Origin of the sequence: Ketobacter alkanivorans (genome assembly GCF_002863865.1) — a bacterium.
In the GTDB taxonomy this organism is placed as follows: domain Bacteria; phylum Pseudomonadota; class Gammaproteobacteria; order Pseudomonadales; family Ketobacteraceae; genus Ketobacter; species Ketobacter alkanivorans.
Map to the genome: position 1 here is coordinate 4,044,682 of NZ_CP022684.1, position 18,849 is coordinate 4,063,530.

General features: G+C 51.6%; 21 protein-coding genes and 1 other RNA gene. 16 read left to right on the plus strand and 6 right to left on the minus strand.

Annotation, left to right across the window (positions count from 1 at the left end):
- Window positions 1–86 precede the first annotated feature (86 nt).
- On the minus strand, window positions 87–491 hold the full coding sequence (locus Kalk_RS17315) for an Hsp20/alpha crystallin family protein (RefSeq protein WP_101895446.1): 405 nt from the start codon (window positions 489–491) through the stop codon (window positions 87–89).
- Between the two features lie 158 nt (window positions 492–649).
- The gene (locus Kalk_RS17320) at window positions 650–1,129 is read right to left on the minus strand and encodes a YhcB family protein (protein WP_101895447.1); all 480 of its coding nucleotides are present in this window, start codon (window positions 1,127–1,129) and stop codon (window positions 650–652) included.
- Between the two features lie 140 nt (window positions 1,130–1,269).
- Here Kalk_RS17320 and Kalk_RS17325 point away from each other — a divergent pair, with 140 nt between their 5' ends.
- Together Kalk_RS17325 and zapE are read left to right on the plus strand one after the other, a co-directional pair.
- Window positions 1,270–1,923, plus strand: coding sequence for an alpha/beta hydrolase (locus Kalk_RS17325; protein ID WP_101895448.1), 654 nt, complete (start codon window positions 1,270–1,272; stop codon window positions 1,921–1,923).
- A gap of 102 nt (window positions 1,924–2,025) precedes the next feature.
- Window positions 2,026–3,126, plus strand: coding sequence for a cell division protein ZapE (gene zapE, locus Kalk_RS17330; RefSeq protein ID WP_101895449.1), 1,101 nt, complete (start codon window positions 2,026–2,028; stop codon window positions 3,124–3,126).
- A gap of 17 nt (window positions 3,127–3,143) precedes the next feature.
- Here the strand turns inward: zapE and Kalk_RS17335 are convergent, their stop codons facing one another.
- Window positions 3,144–4,184: an NADP(H)-dependent aldo-keto reductase gene (locus Kalk_RS17335; protein WP_101895450.1), complete on the minus strand. Its 1,041-nt coding sequence runs from the start codon at window positions 4,182–4,184 to the stop codon at window positions 3,144–3,146.
- 366 nt (window positions 4,185–4,550) lie between these two features.
- On the opposite strand from Kalk_RS17335, the gene rplM reads away from it, so the two are divergent.
- The 7 genes from rplM (at window position 4,551) to Kalk_RS17370 (ending at window position 9,298) form a co-directional block, all read left to right on the plus strand.
- Complete coding sequence (rplM, locus tag Kalk_RS17340; RefSeq protein WP_101895451.1) at window positions 4,551–4,979, plus strand: 50S ribosomal protein L13; 429 nt, start codon at window positions 4,551–4,553, stop codon at window positions 4,977–4,979.
- 8 nt (window positions 4,980–4,987) lie between these two features.
- Complete coding sequence (gene rpsI, locus Kalk_RS17345; protein WP_101895452.1) at window positions 4,988–5,377, plus strand: 30S ribosomal protein S9; 390 nt, start codon at window positions 4,988–4,990, stop codon at window positions 5,375–5,377.
- Between the two features lie 209 nt (window positions 5,378–5,586).
- Window positions 5,587–6,186, plus strand: a complete 600-nt coding sequence (gene petA, locus Kalk_RS17350; protein ID WP_101895453.1) for a ubiquinol-cytochrome c reductase iron-sulfur subunit — start codon at window positions 5,587–5,589, stop codon at window positions 6,184–6,186.
- A gap of 5 nt (window positions 6,187–6,191) precedes the next feature.
- Window positions 6,192–7,442 carry a cytochrome b gene (locus tag Kalk_RS17355; protein ID WP_101896378.1) on the plus strand — a complete coding sequence of 417 codons (1,251 nt, stop codon included), beginning with the start codon at window positions 6,192–6,194 and terminating at the stop codon, window positions 7,440–7,442.
- Window positions 7,442–8,101, plus strand: coding sequence for a cytochrome c1 (locus Kalk_RS17360; RefSeq protein WP_101895454.1), 660 nt, complete (start codon window positions 7,442–7,444; stop codon window positions 8,099–8,101). The genes Kalk_RS17355 and Kalk_RS17360 overlap by 1 nt, the downstream gene beginning before the upstream one ends.
- Window positions 8,102–8,227: 126 nt before the next feature.
- Window positions 8,228–8,851 carry a glutathione S-transferase N-terminal domain-containing protein gene (locus tag Kalk_RS17365; protein ID WP_407656832.1) on the plus strand — a complete coding sequence of 208 codons (624 nt, stop codon included), beginning with the start codon at window positions 8,228–8,230 and terminating at the stop codon, window positions 8,849–8,851.
- Between the two features lie 54 nt (window positions 8,852–8,905).
- Window positions 8,906–9,298, plus strand: a complete 393-nt coding sequence (locus Kalk_RS17370) for a ClpXP protease specificity-enhancing factor (RefSeq protein ID WP_101895456.1) — start codon at window positions 8,906–8,908, stop codon at window positions 9,296–9,298.
- A 2-nt stretch (window positions 9,299–9,300) separates the two neighbouring features.
- Here the strand turns inward: Kalk_RS17370 and Kalk_RS17375 are convergent, their stop codons facing one another.
- The 3 genes from Kalk_RS17375 to Kalk_RS17385 all read right to left on the minus strand — a co-directional run bounded on the left by Kalk_RS17375 (window position 9,301) and on the right by Kalk_RS17385 (window position 12,248).
- Window positions 9,301–9,897: a phosphoheptose isomerase gene (locus tag Kalk_RS17375; protein ID WP_101895457.1), complete on the minus strand. Its 597-nt coding sequence runs from the start codon at window positions 9,895–9,897 to the stop codon at window positions 9,301–9,303.
- A gap of 67 nt (window positions 9,898–9,964) precedes the next feature.
- On the minus strand, window positions 9,965–10,351 hold the full coding sequence (locus Kalk_RS17380) for a YraN family protein (RefSeq protein ID WP_101895458.1): 387 nt from the start codon (window positions 10,349–10,351) through the stop codon (window positions 9,965–9,967).
- A complete protein-coding gene (locus Kalk_RS17385) occupies window positions 10,293–12,248 on the minus strand; it encodes a penicillin-binding protein activator (RefSeq protein ID WP_101895459.1) in 1,956 nt (651 codons plus the stop codon). The genes Kalk_RS17380 and Kalk_RS17385 overlap by 59 nt, the downstream gene beginning before the upstream one ends.
- A 47-nt stretch (window positions 12,249–12,295) precedes the next feature.
- Between Kalk_RS17385 and rsmI the strand changes: the two genes are divergently transcribed.
- From rsmI to Kalk_RS17420, 7 genes are all read left to right on the plus strand, one after another.
- The gene (rsmI, locus tag Kalk_RS17390) at window positions 12,296–13,120 is read left to right on the plus strand and encodes a 16S rRNA (cytidine(1402)-2'-O)-methyltransferase (RefSeq protein ID WP_233716691.1); all 825 of its coding nucleotides are present in this window, start codon (window positions 12,296–12,298) and stop codon (window positions 13,118–13,120) included.
- 33 nt (window positions 13,121–13,153) lie between these two features.
- Window positions 13,154–13,511: RNase P RNA component class A (gene rnpB / locus Kalk_RS17395), an RNA gene on the plus strand.
- Between the two features lie 428 nt (window positions 13,512–13,939).
- Window positions 13,940–14,398: a division/cell wall cluster transcriptional repressor MraZ gene (gene mraZ / locus Kalk_RS17400; protein WP_101895461.1), complete on the plus strand. Its 459-nt coding sequence runs from the start codon at window positions 13,940–13,942 to the stop codon at window positions 14,396–14,398.
- Entirely contained in the window at window positions 14,398–15,336 is a 939-nt protein-coding gene (rsmH, locus tag Kalk_RS17405; RefSeq protein WP_101895462.1) for a 16S rRNA (cytosine(1402)-N(4))-methyltransferase RsmH, read from the plus strand. The genes mraZ and rsmH overlap by 1 nt, the downstream gene beginning before the upstream one ends.
- Window positions 15,333–15,623: a cell division protein FtsL gene (ftsL, locus tag Kalk_RS17410; protein ID WP_233716695.1), complete on the plus strand. Its 291-nt coding sequence runs from the start codon at window positions 15,333–15,335 to the stop codon at window positions 15,621–15,623. Before rsmH ends, ftsL begins: the two co-directional genes overlap by 4 nt.
- Window positions 15,620–17,335 (plus strand): peptidoglycan D,D-transpeptidase FtsI family protein, encoded by a 1,716-nt coding sequence (locus Kalk_RS17415; RefSeq protein ID WP_101895463.1) that lies wholly within the window; start codon window positions 15,620–15,622, stop codon window positions 17,333–17,335. The genes ftsL and Kalk_RS17415 overlap by 4 nt, the downstream gene beginning before the upstream one ends.
- Window positions 17,332–18,849 (plus strand): UDP-N-acetylmuramoyl-L-alanyl-D-glutamate--2,6-diaminopimelate ligase, encoded by a 1,518-nt coding sequence (locus Kalk_RS17420; protein ID WP_101895464.1) that lies wholly within the window; start codon window positions 17,332–17,334, stop codon window positions 18,847–18,849. Before Kalk_RS17415 ends, Kalk_RS17420 begins: the two co-directional genes overlap by 4 nt.

Consider the following 18,849-nt stretch of genomic DNA (forward strand, 5'->3'; position numbering starts at 1 on the left):
ACTTCTTTCGACCACAAAAAAGCCGGTTCAATCGAACCGGCTTTTTTGTGCGCTCTATGTTGAGGCGTGTATTGATGCGGTAGTGATTAACTCACTTGGATGTCAATGCGCCGAGGCTGAGTCTGTTCCTTCTTCTGCACGCCAATAACCAGCAAGCCATGCTCAAAGCGGGCACTGATCCCGTTGCGGTCGGCATCTTCCGGCAGCGTGAATGCCCGGCTGAACTCGCCTACAGCGCGCTCACGATAACGATATTCCACGCCTTCCTCTTCGTTGCGTACTTTCTCGCCGCTGATTTTTAAAATGTTGTCATCCAGCTCCACCTTAACTTGGTCGGGGGTGATGCCCGGTAGCTCCAGGTGAATTTCATAGCCGGCTTTGGATTCACAGATGTCCACCACCGGTTGCCAACGGCGTGGATTGTAACGGCGCAGGCTGTCATTGTGCAGTTGATCCAGTACTTGCCAAGGGTTAAGTGTTGCAATGCTCATTTTGTGTCTCCCAATTTGAACTGGTGGTTCAGATATTGATTCGCTGTCGGGAAATTAAATGGGGTGGTTAAAAGTCGCTTTCAAGAGGGAAAAACTAAATTTTTTGTGCGGTGGATTAGAGGTTGAAAATGGGGGCCAATGCCCCCATCTCATTAAGCTTATGCGCGAGTATCGTGTAAACCGAATTCTTCCGACAGGGTGCCCTGATCCTTGACGCCTTGCTTGGGTGCATAGTCTCTGGGAGGCTCCAGCCCACCGGCCGAGCCAAAATCTGCATCCACTTCCGCGTCCTCAGTAATATTGCCTGTGGTTTCCAGTGAGATAAACTTGGTTTTCTTGTTGGGCAGCTTGTCGACGCTGTCCAGCTTGAAACTCTTGGGCGGTTCTGCAAAGGAGTCCGCAGCCGATTCCAAGTGTTTCTGCACCACCAGATAGTTCTCAGTCAGAGTGTTCACCATCTGTGCGGTTTTGTTGAAATGGGTGTTGACGTTCTCACGATAAGCGGTGAACTCCTCTTGCAGTTCACGCAGCTGCTGCTCCATATTGGATTGCGCCCTCGCCCGGGACATCACAAAAAAGCAGCCCATACCACCAGCTGCAAGGCCAATCAGAAACGCGATGAAAGTTACCAATTGCATAGACTCACTCCAGAGTTTTATTTGTTCTAATTATAGGATACTACAGGGTTATTATGGCACTGGACAGGCTACTTAGCGGCTTACAAGCGTGAATCCAGTCGTTAAAATGTAAGAAAATTATCCCAGCGTGGAGAACCACCATGAATCACTTTCCTGTGGGCGAGTCGCCCGTTGTTATAAACGGGCCTGCCGGAGCCTTGCACGCCATTGCGACCTGTCCGCAAAATGCTGGCGAAGAGGGGGGAAATGTCACGATCGTCTGTCATCCGCACTCCTTGATGGGGGGCACCATGAACAACAAAGTGGTGCATACGGTGGCTCGTGCTCGCCGGGATCTTGGAAACAGAGTGGTGCGTTTCAACTTTCGCGGAGTAGAAAAAAGTGAGGGCGAATACGATCATGGTATTGGTGAGCAGGATGATTTGCTGGCGGTGATTGATTGGGTGCGCCAGGTGCGCCCGCAGGACAGTATCAGGTTGGCCGGGTTTTCCTTTGGCTCGTTTGTGGCGGCCAGCGCCTGTTCCCGTGCCATTGAGCGTGGGGATCCGGTGAGCGATCTGCTGCTGATTGCCCCGGCTGTGGTTAACTACGATTTTGATCGGATCACCGGGTTCCCTTGCCCTTTCGCACTGATTTATGGCGATGAGGATGAGGTTGTGGATTCTTCCGAGATTCGCAGTTGGTACGATCAGGTGCAGAGCCAGAAACAGGTCTACTGCCTGCAAGGTGCAGGGCATTTCTTTCACGGCCGACTTACCGAGGTTAAGACTATTCTGCAGGAGCAGATAGGCTGATTGTTCTATGCTGAAGAAGTTGAGCGGCGTGGACAGCCTAATCGGCCTGCGCTAGAGTGTGCGCCGCTTTAGATATCACTATCGGGACAGATCTGATTTGCCATGACACCCTTGGAAAAGTATCAACAAGACCTGCAGCGGGCGGACTTCAGCTACGACCAGGCCCAGGAATACGCTGTTCAGCAGCTGGATCGGCTCTATCATGATCTGGTGGACCGTTACGAAAATCGGCCGCGATCGCTATGGGCGCGGATTGCTCCCAGCGCCCGCACCCGTCAGAACGAGCCCTGTAAAGGCCTCTATTTTTGGGGTGGGGTAGGGCGTGGCAAGACCTATTTGGTGGATACCTTCTTCGAATGTGTGCCTTTTCGCGCCAAAATGCGCATTCACTTTCATCGCTTTATGCAGCGAGTGCACAACGACCTGAAAGCCCTGCAGGGGGAGAAAAACCCCTTGGATATCGTCGCAGAACAACTCAGCAAAGAGGCCCGAGTGCTGTGTTTTGATGAGTTTTTTGTCACCGATATCACCGATGCGATGATTTTGGGTGGCCTGATGGAAAAGCTGTTTGCCAGCGGGGTCACGTTGGTGGCGACATCCAATATCGTGCCGGATCAGCTCTACCGGGATGGTCTGCAGCGGGCGCGGTTTTTGCCAGCTATTGAATTGATCAACAAATACACCGACATCGTCAACGTCGACAGCGGCGTGGACTACCGCCTGCGTACCCTTGAGCAGGCAGAGATCTACCACAGCCCCCTGGACGAATCAGCGGAATCCAGTTTGCGCTCCAGCTTTGAATCTCTGGCACCGGAACCAGGGCACGAGAGGGAAGCCATTGAAATCAATGGTCGTGCCATCAAAACCCGTAGTGTGGCGGATGATGTGCTCTGGTGCGATTTCATGGCTTTATGTGACGGCCCCCGCAGTCAGAATGATTACATTGAGCTGGCCCGAATTTATCATGCGGTATTGATATCCAATGTGCCGGTGATGGGCAAGGCTCAGGATGACATGGCGCGGCGCTTTGTAAATATGGTGGATGAATTCTACGATCGTAACGTCAAGCTGATCATGTCTGGTGCGGCCCCCATCGACGGCTTGTACTCAGGGGGGCGGCTGGAGTTTGAATTTCAGCGTACCCGCAGTCGCCTGCTGGAGATGCAGAGCCGGGAGTATCTCGCCCGGCCCCACAAACCCTGATTTCAGGCTCATCTATATTATGGTGCGGGGCAAGGATGCTCCACGTTCACCTGATTCAGATCCTTCAAGACCTCTTTGGTCAGCACAACCTCGCTGCTGTTCAGATTCGTCATCAGCTGCTCCATCGACGTTGCCCCAATGATGTTGGAGGTCACGAATGGCTGTTGCGTCACAAACGCCAGGGACATTTGCACTGGATCGAGTCCATGCTTATCGGCCACCGCCATGTACTTCTCAGTGGCGGCAATGGCCTGCGGGTTGGTGTAGCGGGAAAACTGCTTGAACAGCGTCAGTCGGGCGTTATCAGGCCATTGATTATTAAGGTATTTCCCTGAGAGCATGCCAAATGCCAGTGGCGAATAGGCCAGCAGGCCAATGTCCTCCCGGTGCGACACCTCCGCCAATCCTATCTCGTAGGAACGATTTAGAAGGCTGTAAGGGTTTTGAATGGAAACTGGCCGCACCCAGTCGTTCACTTCCGCGTGATGCAAGAACTTCATGGCACCCCAGGGCGTCTCATTGGATAGCCCCACGTGGCGCACCTTGCCTGCTTTCACAAGGTCGTTCAGTACCTCGAGTGTTTCTTCTATAGGTGTGATGTTCTCGCTGTCTTGAAATTTGAACCCCAGGCGGCCGAAGAAGTTAGTGGTTCTGTCCGGCCAGTGAAGCTGGTACAGGTCAATATAATCGGTTTGCAGGCGCTTCAGGCTGCCGTTGATGGCTTCCTCAATACATTGCCGGTTAAAGCGGGTGCCGCCGTTGCGAATATGGGGTAGCCAGTCTCCCGGCCCAGTCACCTTTGTGGCCAGAACCACTTTTTCCCGATTGCCGCGAGCGTGAAGCCAATTTCCGATAATGGTCTCAGTGGAGCCGGAGGTTTCTGCAGCGGTGGGAACGGAGTACATTTCAGCGGTATCGATAAAGTTGACGCCGTAGTCCAGGGCGGCGTCTAATTGCTCAAAGGCCTCATCCTGAGTGTTTTGTTGCCCCCAGGTCATGGTGCCCAGGCAGATTTCGGTCACCTCTATATCGGTTCTGCCTAATCGTTTTTTGCGCATTATTTGAATCCTCTGTTGAGTTGTTGCCTACGGTGGGCATGCTTCAAAATCAAACAGTTATCGCGAGTGTTCAGTCGTAGCGATACTAGCGCGCCCTTATTCAATAAGAAAGCGCGTCCTGCCTCTGGCGAAGTTCAAAAATTCTGTTATAGTTCTCCACCCCGTTACTGTCGTAGCAACAAAGCCGATGAATTGCCCCTCACAGCACCATTGGCCGCACTGCTGAAAACAAAATGAATGCTCATCAAAACAGGGCGTTATCGAAACTGTCTCTAAAATGCTTGTAAAGCAGAGGCGGCTTGGGTAGTATTCGCGCTCTTTAAATGATGGGCAGACCTCGGATTAGAGTGTTCTAGGGCAGATTCAATGAAAACGTTTAGTGCAAAACCAGAATCGGTAGAGCGTGACTGGTACGTTGTGGATGCAACCGATAAGACTTTGGGCCGTCTGGCGACTGAAATCGCTCGACGCCTGCGTGGCAAACACAAGCCAGTTTATACTCCACACGTTGATACCGGCGATTATATCGTCGTGGTGAACGCGGAAAAAATCCGTGTAACCGGTAACAAGCGTACAAATAAAATGTACTATCGCCACACAGAATATCCAGGCGGAATCAAGGAAATCAGCTTCGATAAGCTGATGGACCGTAAGCCGACGATGGCGATCGAAGCCGCTGTGAAGGGCATGATGCCGCGTAACCCGCTGGGTCGCGCGATGTTGGGCAAGCTGAAAGTTTATGCTGGCTCCGAGCATCCTCATGCTGCACAGCAACCTAAAGAACTGGCACTGTAAGGGGCGGAATAGTGGATACTAATTACGGTACAGGCCGTCGTAAAACTGCAGCAGCTCGAGTATTTTTGAAAGCTGGTTCAGGCAATATCTCCATCAATGGTCGCGATCTGGATAAGTATTTTGGTCGTGAAACTGCTCGAATGGTTGTTCGTCAGCCACTAGAGTTGGTGGAAGCTACTGATAAATTTGATGTTTTTGTCACCGTTAAGGGTGGTGGCGGCAGCGGTCAAGCTGGCGCGATTCGTCACGGTATTACCCGCGCCCTGATGGAATATGATGAAACTCTGCGTGCTGCTCTGCGTAAAGCAGGCTTCGTAACCCGTGATGCTCGTGAAGTTGAGCGTAAGAAAGTGGGTCTGCGTAAAGCGCGTAAGCGTCCTCAATTCTCAAAACGTTAATATTTTTTACGTTTTGTGCAGTCAAAAGCGCCCGAAGTTATCTTCGGGCGCTTTTGCGTTCCTGATTCTAAGTTGCCGATCTGTCTAAAGCTTTCCTTGTATCTCCCTTGCAATTTCATTACTATTTGCGCGTTTAAAATTATGGTTAGGGGTTGGTGCGCCCATAAAAAGGCAGCTTGCTTCTTAATGTTATCGGGGAGAGAAACTGAATGAGTACTGAAGGCGTAAATGAGGGGCGGCGACGCTTCCTGATTGGAGCCACTTCAGCAGTAGGTGCAGTGGGTGCCGTTGGTGCTGCCGTACCTTTTGTGAAGTCCTGGAACCCCAGTGCCAAGGCGAAGAATGCCGGAGCACCTGTGGTCGCTGACATCAGCAAGCTGGAAGTGGGTCAGCGTATGACCGTTGAGTGGCGCGGCAAGCCAGTCTGGATTCTGCGTCGTTCCAAAGAGGCAATGGCCAGCCTCGATGCAGTGGAAGACAAGTTGCGCGATCCACAATCCGCCGAATCCAAGCAACCTGAATATGTATCCCCTGATACGCGCTCCCGTCAGGATCACAGTGATATTGTAGTGCTGGTAGGCCTGTGCACGCACTTGGGTTGTTCTCCTCTGTATCGCCCTGAGGTCGCCCCGGCTGACTTGGGTGCAGATTGGAAGGGCGGTTTCTTTTGCCCCTGTCATGGCTCCAAATTCGACTTCTCTGGCCGAGTATTCAAGGCGGTACCCGCACCTCTTAACCTGGAAGTGCCACCTTACTACTACATGAGTGACACTCTGATTAAAATCGGTGAAGACGGGGAGGCTGCCTGATGAGTATGTTTAATAGCGTAATGGGCTGGGTTGACGCCCGCTTCCCTGCGACCAAAATGTTCGAAGATCATATGAGCAAATACTATGCTCCTAAGAACTTTAACATGTGGTATTTCTTCGGCTCGCTGGCCATGCTGGTGCTGGTTAACCAGCTGCTGACCGGCATCTGGCTGACCATGCTGTATAATCCTTCCGGCGAAGGCGCCTTTGCTTCTGTCGAATTGAATATGATGCGTGACGTAGACTATGGCTGGTTGCTGCGTTACCTGCACTCCACAGGCGCGTCCGCCTTCTTCGTAGTGGTCTATCTGCACATGTTCCGAGGCATGATGTACGGTTCATACCGTGCGCCAAGGGAGCTGGTGTGGATCTTTGGTATGACCATCTATCTGGCGCTGATGGCTGAAGGTTTCATGGGCTATCTGCTGCCTTGGGGGCAGATGTCCTACTGGGGTGCCCAGGTAATCATCTCCCTGTTTGGTGCCATCCCTGTGGTGGGTGACGCTCTTACCGAGTGGATTCGGGGCGACTTCCTGATTTCTGGCATTACCCTGAACCGATTCTTCGCACTTCACGTAGTGGCACTGCCTATCGTGATCCTGGCGTTGGTCGTTCTACATATTATTGCTCTGCATGAAGTGGGTTCCAACAACCCAGACGGCATCGAAATCAAAAAGCTGAAAGACGAAAACGGCGTACCTCTGGACGGCATCCCTTTCCACCCTTACTACAGTGTGCATGATCTGGTGGGTGTGGTTGTGTTCCTGTTTGTGTTCCTGACTGTGGTGTTCTTCTTCCCGGATGGCGGCGGCTATTTCCTTGAAAAGCCCAACTTCGAGCCAGCAAACCCCTTGAAGACGCCGGATCATATTGCCCCGGTATGGTATTTCACGCCGTTCTACGCAATCTTGCGAGCCATTCCTGATAAGTTGCTGGGGGTAGTAGCAATGGGTGCGTCGATCGCGGTGCTGTTTGTGTTGCCCTGGCTGGATCGCAGCCCTGTTAAGTCCATCCGCTACAAGGGTTGGATCAGCAAAGTAATGCTGGCGCTGTTCGTAGTGTTCTTTGTGCTGCTGGGCGTGTGTGGTGTTAAAGCGCCGGACGTTCACGTTGAGTTCCTGCCCTTTGAGATGACATATCGAGTTTTGGGTCAGATCGGTACGGCATTCTATTTTGCATACTTCATATTGATGCCGTTCTGGACAACCAAAGAAACCTGCAAACCCGTTCCTGAGCGCGTAAGGATGGCACACTGATGAATAAGTTTATCTCTGTACTAGTATTGCTGTGTTTACCGGTGCTGGCTCAGGCGGCCGGCGGTGGCCACAATGAGTATCTTGTGCATGCGCCAATCAATATGGATGACAAAGTGTCATTGCAGCGCGGTGCACAGATTTTCGTGAACAACTGCATGGGTTGTCATTCTGCCCAGTATATGCGGTATGAGCGGGTATCAACGGATCTGGACATCCCTGCACAGATCATGAAAGATAATCTGATGTTCACCACGGATAAAATTGGTGAGACCATGCTGTCTGCTATTCCGGGTGACCTGGCCAAGAAGTGGTTCGGTACAAACCCGCCTGATCTGACGCTGGTAGCCCGTATTCGTGGTGCTGATTGGGTTTATTCCTACCTCACTAACTTCTATCCCGATGACTCCCGCCCCTGGGGCGTTAACAACCACATCTTCCCCGATGTGGGTATGCCGCATGTGCTGTCCAATATGGAAGCGGAGTTGGGCGAAGATAAGTTTGAAGAGGCAATGGCCGACCTGACCAACTACATGGTCTACATGTCTGAACCTGTTCGAGCTGAGCGTGAGCGGATTGGCGTTTACGTTCTGATTTTCCTGGTGATTCTCTTTATCCCGGTATACTTCCTGAACAGGGAATACTGGAAAGATATTCACTAATCAGGGATGGGATTGGCGTGGGGCGGTTGGCTATCAGGTAGCTTCCGCCCCTTCGCCGTTTATGTTGCAGCCTGTTTGCAACTCACAATTTTGAATACTGCGCTGGAGTGAAATTACATGGGTGTCATTGCTAAACGTTCTTCGATGACTTTTTTCTCCGATGGTAATGATCATTACAGTCACCGAGTCCGCATTGTGTTGGCGGAAAAAGGGGTGGCGGTTGATGTGCTGGATGTGGATCCCGCCGAGAAACCTGAAGATTTAGCAACATTGAATCCATACAACGAGCTGCCCACATTGGTGGATCGCGAGCTTACCTTGTATGAGCCCAACATCATGATGGAATACTTGGATGAGCGTTTTCCTCATCCGCCGCTGTTGCCGGTTTACCCTGTGGAGCGTGCACGCAGTCGTTTGTTGATGCATCGTATTCATCGAGACTGGTGTGAAGCGGTTGACGCGCTAATGAATGGAACTGATAAGGAAGCGGTCTTAACCAAGTACCGTAAGGATTTTGGGGAAAACCTGGTAGCCATTGATGGTATTTTCTCGGAAAAGCCATTTTTCATGAGTGACGATTTCACTCTGGTGGACTGTGTGGTTGCTCCAATTTTGTGGCGTTTGCCCGCCATGGGTATTGAGCTGCAGAAGTCCAAGTGTGGCAATTTGCTTTCTTATGCCGATCGCTTGTTCGCCCGTGAATCGTTCCAGGCCAGCTTGTCTGATGCCGAACGTGAATTGCGCCTCTAGAATAAATACCTTCCGCCTCCGGCATGGCCGGAGGCAATCCCTGCGAGAGTGTTGATGACCCCCAGCCGCCCTTATTTTATTCGTGCAGTCTATGAGTGGATATTGGACAACCAGTTGACTCCTTATTTGCTGGTTAACGCTTCCTATCCCTTGGTTCAAGTGCCGAATGAATTTGTGAGTGAAGGCAAAATTATTCTTAACCTTACACCATCAGCCATTCGCAATTTGCACATGGGTAATGATGAGGTGGAATTTTCTGCCCGATTTGGCGGTAAAGCCCGCAGCTTGCACGTGCCGGTGGGCTCGATTCTTGCCATCTACGCCAAGGAAAATGGCAAGGGTATGTTCTTTGATGAGGATGAGATTCCGCCGCCGGATGGAGCGGGAGGGGAGGATGAAGCCCCAACGAAGCCCTCCGGTAAGCCATCTTTGAAGGTGGTTAAATAGTTTTAATAGGTCTCAGTGCCGAAAATCTGCTGGTCGATTAGATCGCACAGCACATGGATGATGGTCATGTGGCTTTCTTGCACCCTGGGGGTGGATTCGGATGGCACCCGAATTTCAATATCATCGCTTAGCATCAAGCGAGCACAGTCTCCTCCGTCCTTTCCGGTGAGCGCGATCACTTGCATGGCTCTGTCATGGGCTGCCTGCACAGCCTGGACGATGCTGGCTGAATTTCCGCTGCTGCTGATCACCAACAGTATGTCTCCTTCGTGTCCGATCGCGCGAATTTGCTTGGAGAATATTTCGTTGTAGCTGTAGTCGTTGGAAATGGAGGTGATCGTGGATGAATCGGTGGAGAGGGCTATAGCTGGCAGTGCGGGCCGTTCCCGTTCGAATCGATTCAGCATTTTGCTTGATAGTTGCTGTGCGATGTTTGCTGACCCGCCATTGCCGCAAGTGAGGATTTTTCGATCGCTAAGCAGGCACTGAACCATGAGTTCGCTGGCGCTGGCGATGGTCGCTGGCAGCTCTTCCTGGCATCGATGCAGGGTCACCAGGTGATCGTCGAATATGTCAGTAACGCGATCATGCAAATTCATGGTTGGATCCTTGTTCGGCGAGCAATTTAGGTTTGCCATTATAGGGTAATTTTCCACACATTCCGATTCAGTAGAATGCAGAAGGTACCCACTGTACTTGCGGTTGGTTATCCAGCTCTCCGCTGATGCCAACTACATCAAAACGGCAGGGCGGCCAGCGATCGCCGAAATGCTGCTGCAGGAAGTAGCTTGCAGTGCGAATCAGCTTGCGTTGTTTTGAGGGTGTGACGGTATCCAATGGGCTGCCGTGACGGGTTTCTGCCCGGTATCGGACTTCAACAAACACCAGCATCTCCCCATCCTTCATGATCAGGTCGATTTCCCCGGTTTTGCATTGGAAATTGCTTTCGCAAAAGCCAAGTCCGTGGCGAGCGAGGTACTCTTTGGCAAGCTCCTCAGCCTGGTTGCCCGCCTGCTTGCGGGCGGTTAATGGTTTGCCGGTTGTTGAGTTCATGAAGCCCTTTTGGGGTGTTGGAGCTGTTCTTGAGGTCGCTTTCGCTGATTTTTGGGATTAGAGTCGGGCGGCCGCCTTTCATCACTGCCCAGCTTAGTTCTCTGTGGACTTTGTTGTCGATGCCTATGCTCAGGTTTCCGGTGGCACCAAACAGTCCGGCATCAGGTATTTGTGTTAGAAGTTGTAGCCTGGATTGTAATCGGTATGCGTCCACGCCCATAGCGTTCAAACGAAAGTAGCGGTGATCCGCTTTTGGCCAGGCCTTCATAAGGGCTTTTTGTATTGCGTCGGGCTTTTCCAGCAGCCAAGGTATATCGCAAAATTCGATGCCGTTAAGATCACGATCAGCCTTTGGGTCGGTTTTACCGCTGTAAATTTGTGAGCCTGCCAGCACAGGAATCTCTTCGGCATAGTAAAAGTCCAGCAGCGGTCGGATCTGGCGGGCCTGTTCTGGTGTTGATATCAAGTAGATAAAGTCTATGTCCTGGCGTCGTCTGGGGTGGAATTCGATGGGCTTCCCCAGGATTCCTTTTAGCTGTTGGGCCCGCAGCTCACTGTGCTGAACCAGCAGCATTTCCTTGATTGCACCCGCCATTTTGCTTTGGTCGTCGAAGCTGGTAGCGCTGGTGACTTCTCGCTTGTCGGCCTGCCATTGCTGTGCGAATTCCAGGTAGGCTCGTTCCCACCAGGGGTTGTTTTGGAACATAACAGCGGCTTGCTGATATTGCTTTTGCAGTGCATGGGCGGCTAGCTGGCCGGCGTCGTCTTCCGGTGACAGTCCAAACTGATAAAGATTGGCAGGTGATTCAAACTGGCCTTGCTCCTTGTTCAGTGCGATGGTGGTTACCGGCAGCATGGTGGTGCTGGTGAGCAGTGCGCGCAGGTTTTCCTTCTGGAGAGGGCCGATGATGATTTCGGCGCCCTCGGTTACAGCTTGGTCGTAAGTCTGCTGAAAGAGAGTGGTGTTGCTGGTGTCGTACACTTTTATGGTGGGGCCACCTTCGGCTGCATTTGTTTGCGTTGCATAATGAGCGCTCATAAAGCCGTTGAGAATGGCTTGGGCGGCTGCTTTGTATTTGCCTTGCATGGGCAGTAAGAGGGCAATTTGCTTGGGCTGGTTTTCACTCAGCTCGCGGACAATTCGCAGTGCTTCGGGCAGTTGAGCAACGGCTGGATGGCCGGGAAAGCGTTGTTGCCAGTTATCGAGTTGTTTCAATTGCTGATCCAGGTTGTCTTGCAAGCCTTTGTAGATCCAGGCCAGCTCCAGCCAACCTTGAATCTCCGGCACAGCCACTGTGGAGGAAAGTTGTTGTAGCGTATCGTTTGGAATGGCGATCAGGTCGCCCCAGATTCGTTGGTGGTTAGTGGTGCTGGCCTCGTCAGATAGCATCGGGGCAACAAAGATCCGCTCCCGGGCGGCGGACAAATAATTGCCGTTAAACTCCCATACAGTGGCGCGCTTCAAGCTGATCTCGTTCAGGCGCTCAGCACTCAGCTCGTTGGCGGCAGTAAGCAGCCCCATACGGTCTGTGGTCAACAGCTCTTCTGCTTGTAATGGCTCGCCCTGAGCCAAGTAAATGTCGGCAAGAGTCAGCACCAAGGCGGCACGGGTGTCGTTGTCGAGGGTAATCACGTTGACGGATTCCAGCAAGCGCTGGGCTTCACCTGGTTTTTCCTGCTCTAGCAGCAGTTGTGCTGCCTGAATCAACAGCCGCTCTGATTCCGGGCTAGGTGCAGACTGAGCGCGTTCGATGAGGCTTGCGATAACGCTGGCGGGCGTTGTGTCCACTTGAGGGGTGCTTGCACCTGGATCGCCCGGTTGCTGGCACGCGGCAAGAGTTAAGCTCATGAGCAGTGCTGCAAGTATGGTAAGCTTGGTGCGATTCTGTAACTTCATCTGGGTATCAGGCCTGCGCTTTTATGACGACTGGAATATTGTACATTGTGGCAACACCGATCGGTAATCTCAATGATATCACGTTGCGTGCTATTGAGGTGTTAAAGCAGGTTGATGTAATAGCCGCCGAGGACACTCGTCACAGCAAGAAGTTGCTGGATCATTATGGCATCGACACCCGTTTGATGGCGGTGCATGATCATAATGAGCAGGATCGCATTGAAGTGTTGATGCAGTTTTTGCAGGATGGTAAATCCGTAGCCTTGATTTCGGATGCGGGAACGCCTTTGATCAGTGATCCAGGCTTTCGGATTGTGCGAGCAATGCAGAAAGTTGGTTTGGGGGTGGTGTCTATCCCTGGCCCTTGTGCTGCGGTAGCGGCACTGTCCATTGCCGGCTTGCCTACAGATCGTTTTCTGTTTGTGGGATTTCTGCCGCCGAAACAGCAGGCTCGTCGCTCAGCGTTGGAGAAGGTGTTGACCGAGTCAGCGACGCTGGTGTTTTATGAGTCGCCAAAGCGTATAGCTGATTGCGTAGCTGATGTGATTGAGGTGATGGGGGCAGAGCGAGTAATTTCGGTGGCTAAGGAAATCACAAAAGCGTTCGAGACCGTTAAGACAGGGGCCGCTGCGGAAGTATTGGATTGGTTGCTGGAGGATGATCATCACCGTCGTGGTGAGTTTGTACTGCTGGTGCAGGGCGCGGAAACAGAAGCGCCCGGAGACACGGTTGTGGAGCCGTCGGCATTGCGTGCAGTTCAGCTTGCCAATGAATATATGCCCATGAAAAAAGCCTGCGCACTCGTATCCGGGTTAACCGGTGTGCCGAAAAACGCGCTCTATGAAGCAGCATTGCTACAAAACAAAGGTTGATTCCTTAAGCTTTTAGGGTTAATTTCCCATGCTGAAGTCAGCCAGACAGTCGCTCTTTTTGTATTCGTACAGAAAGGGAGGAAAGTCCGGGCTCCATAGGGTACGGTGCCAGGTAACGCCTGGGCGGCGCGAGCCGACGGAAAGTGCAGCAGAAAATATACCGCCTAAGCCAGCTTGCTGGCCGGTAAGGTTGAAATGGTGCGGTAAGAGCGCACCGCACGACTGGTAACAGTTCGTGGCGATGGTAAACCCCACCTGGAGCAAGACCAAATAGGAATCCATTGGCGTGACCCGCGCTGGATTCGGGTAGGTTGCTAGAGGCGTGTGGTGACATGCGTCCCAGAGGAATGACTGTCCAAGACAGAACCCGGCTTATCGGCTGACTTTAATTTTTCTACACCAGCAGCGTGCTTGCGCGTTGCTGGTTCTCTTCTCAAGCAAAGCACCCATCGGTGCTGTTCTAAAGACATCCTGTTTATATCGCTAAATATTATCTCCGCCTAGAAGTGGCATTAACTACCCTTTCTATCCTCCTGTTTTGTATTGTTTTTTTGTGCGTCAATTCCCCGTCATTCTGTGATCTTGTGCTCGTAAGTCATTGTTTTTCCGTAGCAAATTCACATTTTGCCGCCGGTTTTCGGCTTGACAATAGAGCGTGCCGCTCCCTATAGTGTGCATTAGGTGTCACAAAGTGGTTTTTTGTGGGTTTTGGTGGGAAGAAGTGGGATAAGTGGTCGAGTCATTAGGCCACAACTTGATGGGTAAAAAAAGCCGAATCGGGCTCGGAAGGGTTGATCGGCCACATAAATAGGTAACCAAGTGTTTAGAGGACCCAGCGCGCTCAGTCTCGATGCGAAAGGACGGATGGTAATGCCCAGCCGTTTTCGCGATGCGCTGTCCGAGAGTTGTGAAGGCAAAATGATTGTTACCCTGGACTTTGAGGGTCACTGCCTCACCATGCACCCCCTGCCTGACTGGCAGGAAATTGAACAGAAGCTGTTGGCCATGCCGTCCCTGAACCCTGCAACCCGTCGCCTGCAGCGTATGCTGCTGGGTTATGCCACTGAAGTGGAAATGGACAGTAATGGCCGTGTCAGTCTGCCCCCCCTGCTGAGAGAAAAAGTGAAACTGGATAAAAAAGTCATGCTGGTGGGTATGGGTAAAAAGCTGGAGATCTGGCCGGAAGACGCTTGGTCAGAAAGCTTCCAGCAATGGATGGATGAAGGCCCGGTCAGGGCGGAAGAGCTTCCCGAATCTGTACAAAATCTGGTGTTGTGATGAATACGCCAGATTTCAAACACGAAACCGTACTACTCAACGAAGCGGTGGATGCACTGGTGGTGAGCGAGGCAGGTGTTTACGTAGATGGCACATTCGGGCGCGGCGGACACAGTCGCCTGGCGTTGCAGCGTCTATCGCCCGCAGGCAGACTCATCGCTATCGATAAAGATCCTCAGGCATTGGCCGCCGCGCAGGAGCTCGCGCAAGCTGATCAGCGTTTCTCTGTTATTCATGATTCTTTTGCAAACATCGCCACCCATATGGAAGAGCAGAACTTGTCTGGTCAAGTGGATGGAGTGTTGTTGGATTTGGGAGTGTCGTCACCACAGCTGGATGATGCCAGTCGTGGTTTCAGCTTTATGTCCGATGGCCCTTTGGACATGAGGATGAATAATCAATCTGGTCAGACCGCTGCGGAGTGGTTGAACCGAGCAGATGTGGATGATATTGCCGTTGTGCTGAAAGAGTACGGTGAAGAGCGATACGCCAGGCGCATTGCTCGGGCTATTGTAGAGGTCCGTCAGAACAAGCCGTTCGCAACTACATCTGATCTGGTTTCAGTGATTGAAAAAGCTAACCCTTCCCGAGAAAAAGGCAAGCATCCAGCGACCCGATCGTTCCAGGCAATTCGTATTTTTATCAATCGTGAGTTGGATGACCTGGCAGATGTGTTGCAGCAAAGTCTGCAGGTGCTAAAACCAGGCGGTCGACTGGTTGTAATCAGCTTCCATTCGCTGGAAGACCGTATGGTAAAACAATTCATCCAGCGTAAGGAAAAAGGCGAGCCTCTGCCGCGCCATTTGCCGATCAGAGAAGAAATGATCAAGCGCGAAATGCGTAGCTTGGGTAAGGCAATCAAAGCATCGGATGAAGAGGTGCGGCGTAATGCGCGTTCCCGTAGCGCTATTATGCGCGTCGCGGAGAAGGCCTTATGAGTATGGTGCTGGCTGCTTCAACCCGATCCTGGATGTTTGTGATTGTTGCATTGGTTCTGGTGATGGGTTCCTGTTTGGCGGTGATTTACTCAAGTTTTGAAACCCGCCGCCTGGTTGCCACCCACCAAAGATTGCAGCTGGATAACAACGCCATGCAAGTCGAATGGGGCCAGTTGTTGTTGGAACAAAGTACATGGGGATCCTATAACCGAGTTGAGCAGCTGGCTGGTGCAAAACTGAAAATGAGAGTTCCGTCTCCCAATGAAATTGTGATGGTGGAGCCATGAGCGGATCAGCGCAGCAACCTAATTTTGCATGGCGTTACTTCGTAGTGCTGGCTGTGTTTGGTTTGTTAGCCGTTATCGTGTCGGGTCGGCTGATATATCTGCAGATAGAGTCCCAGGCATTCCTGCAGGATCAGGGAGATCGTCGTGTTATTCGGGTAGAAAATATTCCAGCTTATCGTGGCTTGATACAGGACAGAAATGGCGAGCCGCTGGCGGTTAGTACGCCAGTCAAAACGTTGTGGGCCAATCCTCAGGAGTTGATTGACGCGCAGTATGCTTGGAGTTTTCTGGCGAATAAAACCGGTGTAAGCGAATCCAGTCTGCGGGATCGCATATTACGTAATCAGGATAAGCAATTTATTTATCTGCGCCGCCACATGAACCCGGCGAAAGCCGAGGAAATACTGGAAATGAATATTTCTGGCGTGTATGGCATCGAGGAGCATCGCCGCTATTATCCGGCAGGTGAGGTGACCAGTCATTTGGTTGGATTTACCAATATTGATGAGCTGGGCCAGGAAGGGATTGAGCTTTCCTTTGAGGAGTTTTTGAAAGGCGCGGAAGGCAAAAAACGGGTCATCAAAGACTTGCGCCGACGCATTATCAAGGATGTCGGGTTGATCGAGCCTGCTGCTCCTGGCACTGACGTGACGCTGAGTATTGATTTGCGTGCCCAGTATCTTGCTTATCGAGAATTGTTGTCGGCAGTGACTGAATACAAAGCAAGTTCTGGCAGTGCAGTGGCTATTGATATTAAAACTGGTGAGGTGTTGGCGTTAGTAAATCAGCCTTCATATAACCCCAACAATCGCGGCCGTAAGGATGTTCCAAACTTTAGAAATCGCGCCGTAACGGATGTGTTTGAACCAGGCTCAACCGTAAAGCCGTTTACTGTGGCGGCAGCCTTAGACAGTGGAAAGTGGAAGGCCTACAGCAAGGTCGATACCTCTCCCGGATATCTGCGAATTGGTAGTAAATCCATTCGTGATATGAGTAATTACGGCGTCATTGATCTGGGCAAAATTATTTCTAAATCCAGCAACGTGGGAGCCAGTAAATTGGCTCTGTCGTTGGACGACAATTATTTGAGTTCATTCTTTCGCAAGGCGGGGCTCGGTCAGGCGACTGGCGTTGGGTTTCCGGGTGAGAGCGTTGGAATGCTGCCAGCCAAACAAAAGTGGCGGCAGATTGAGGTTGCTACATTGTCTTACGGTTACGGGTTGTCTGTAACAGCTCTGCAGTTGGCTCAGGCCTATGCAATCCTCGGTTCTGGTGGAATAAAGCGCCAGGTAAGTCTTTTGAAGGTAAATGGCGATGTTCCGGGTGAGCGCGTCATGGATGAAACCATAGCACGTCAAGTAGTTAACATGATGGAAGGTGTGGTGGATGTAAAAGGAACCGCAAAAAAAGCCCGTGTGCCAGGCTATCGAGTCGCTGGCAAGACGGGAACAGTGCATAAAGTAGCGGCTTCAGGCTATCAAGATCATCGTTATATCGCACTGTTTGCCGGGGTTGCGCCGGTTGAAGATCCGGCAATTGCTTTGGTGGTTGTCATTGATGATCCCAAGGGCGACATGTATTACGGCGGGCAGGTCGCTGCTCCGGTGTTCTCCCGTGTGATGGCGGGGTTGTTGCGAGTTAAGAATATTCCACCGGATCGGGCAGTGGAAACCTATGTGGGTCTGTCTAAAGATGTGGCGCCCGACTCATGAAGAGCGAAACCAGAGTGGTGCGAGATCTTCAAGGTATCGTTCCATTTTTATCAATAAGAGATGATTGGAAAAATACAGTGGTGACAGGGTTGGCGGTTGACAGTCGTAAAGTGCAGGCAGGCAATTGTTTTATTGCCTACCCTGGCCACGGTAGTGATGGTCGGAACTTTCTGCGTGCTGCTTTCTCTGCCGGAGCGAGCAGTGCGCTAGTCGACGCTGAGGGCTTTGCTATTGATCCGTCGATCGAGCGGCCTGTGATTCCAGTTGATGCATTGCGTTCGCGCTTGGGCCTGATCGCGGCAAATTTTTATGGTGATCCCAGTAGCCAGTTGAAGCTTTTGGCGATAACCGGTACCAACGGAAAAACCAGCGTCAGCCAATTGGTTGCACAGGCACTGGATTACCTTGGTAAGCGTTGCGGCGTAATTGGTACATTAGGGAATGGCTTGGTTGGTAAGCTTGAGCTGACGACAAATACCACTCCTGATGTGGTTGAGTGCAATCGGCTGCTAGCGGAAATGCTTGTTCAGGGTGCAGAGGTTGTTGCGATGGAAGCCTCCTCTCATGGTTTGATTCAAGGGCGCATTGATGGGCTTCATGTCCATACAGCGTTAGTAACCAATATCAGTCGCGATCACCTTGATTATCACGGCACCATGGAGGCCTATGCAGAGGCTAAGGCGTTGCTGGCTTGTCATGTGGGTTTGAAAAATCTGGTTCTAAATCTGGATGATGAACGCGTGGCTGCCATGCGTTCGGTTGCTGCACCCGACACCCGAATATGGTCGTTCTCATTGGATGATTCGAAGGCTGCAACGGTAAAAGCCACCAATGTTGTTTACGGCAAGCAGGGCGTAGATATTTACGTTGAGCATGAAGGGCAGTCAACGGTTGTTCGCAGTAACCTCATAGGTGAGTTTAATAGTTCAAATTTGCTGGCTTCGCTCACTCTGATGTTGTCTGCTGGAGTGGAGCTGCGCTTGGCTGCAGACGCACTTAGTCATTGCAAACCTGTGATAGGACGTATGCAGCGTATATCGTTTGAAGCAGATCAACCAATGGTGATTGTTGATTTTGCACATACGCCAGACGCTCTGGAAAAAGCGTTGATTGCCTTGCGTAAGCATACTCAGGGTCGGATCTGGTGTGTATTTGGGTGTGGTGGCGATCGTGATGCGGGTAAACGTCCACTGATGGCTGCAGTCGCTGCTGAATTGGCGGACAAGGTTATCCTGACAGCGGATAATCCACGCAGTGAAAAATTGAGCACCATCCTTAGCGATATGGTGAAGGGTCTTCCGCCTCAAGTGGCATTTCAGATCGTTGATGATCGTGCTGACGCGGTTGCTGAAGCAATACTCAATGCTGCAGTGGGCGATGTGGTTTTGGTGGCAGGTAAAGGTCACGAGGACTACCAAGAGATACAGGGCGTAAAGTACGCATATAGTGATGTTCAGCAATGCAGGCTCGCACTACATAGACGTTCAGATGTTTGTCGCAAGGGGGAAAGTTAA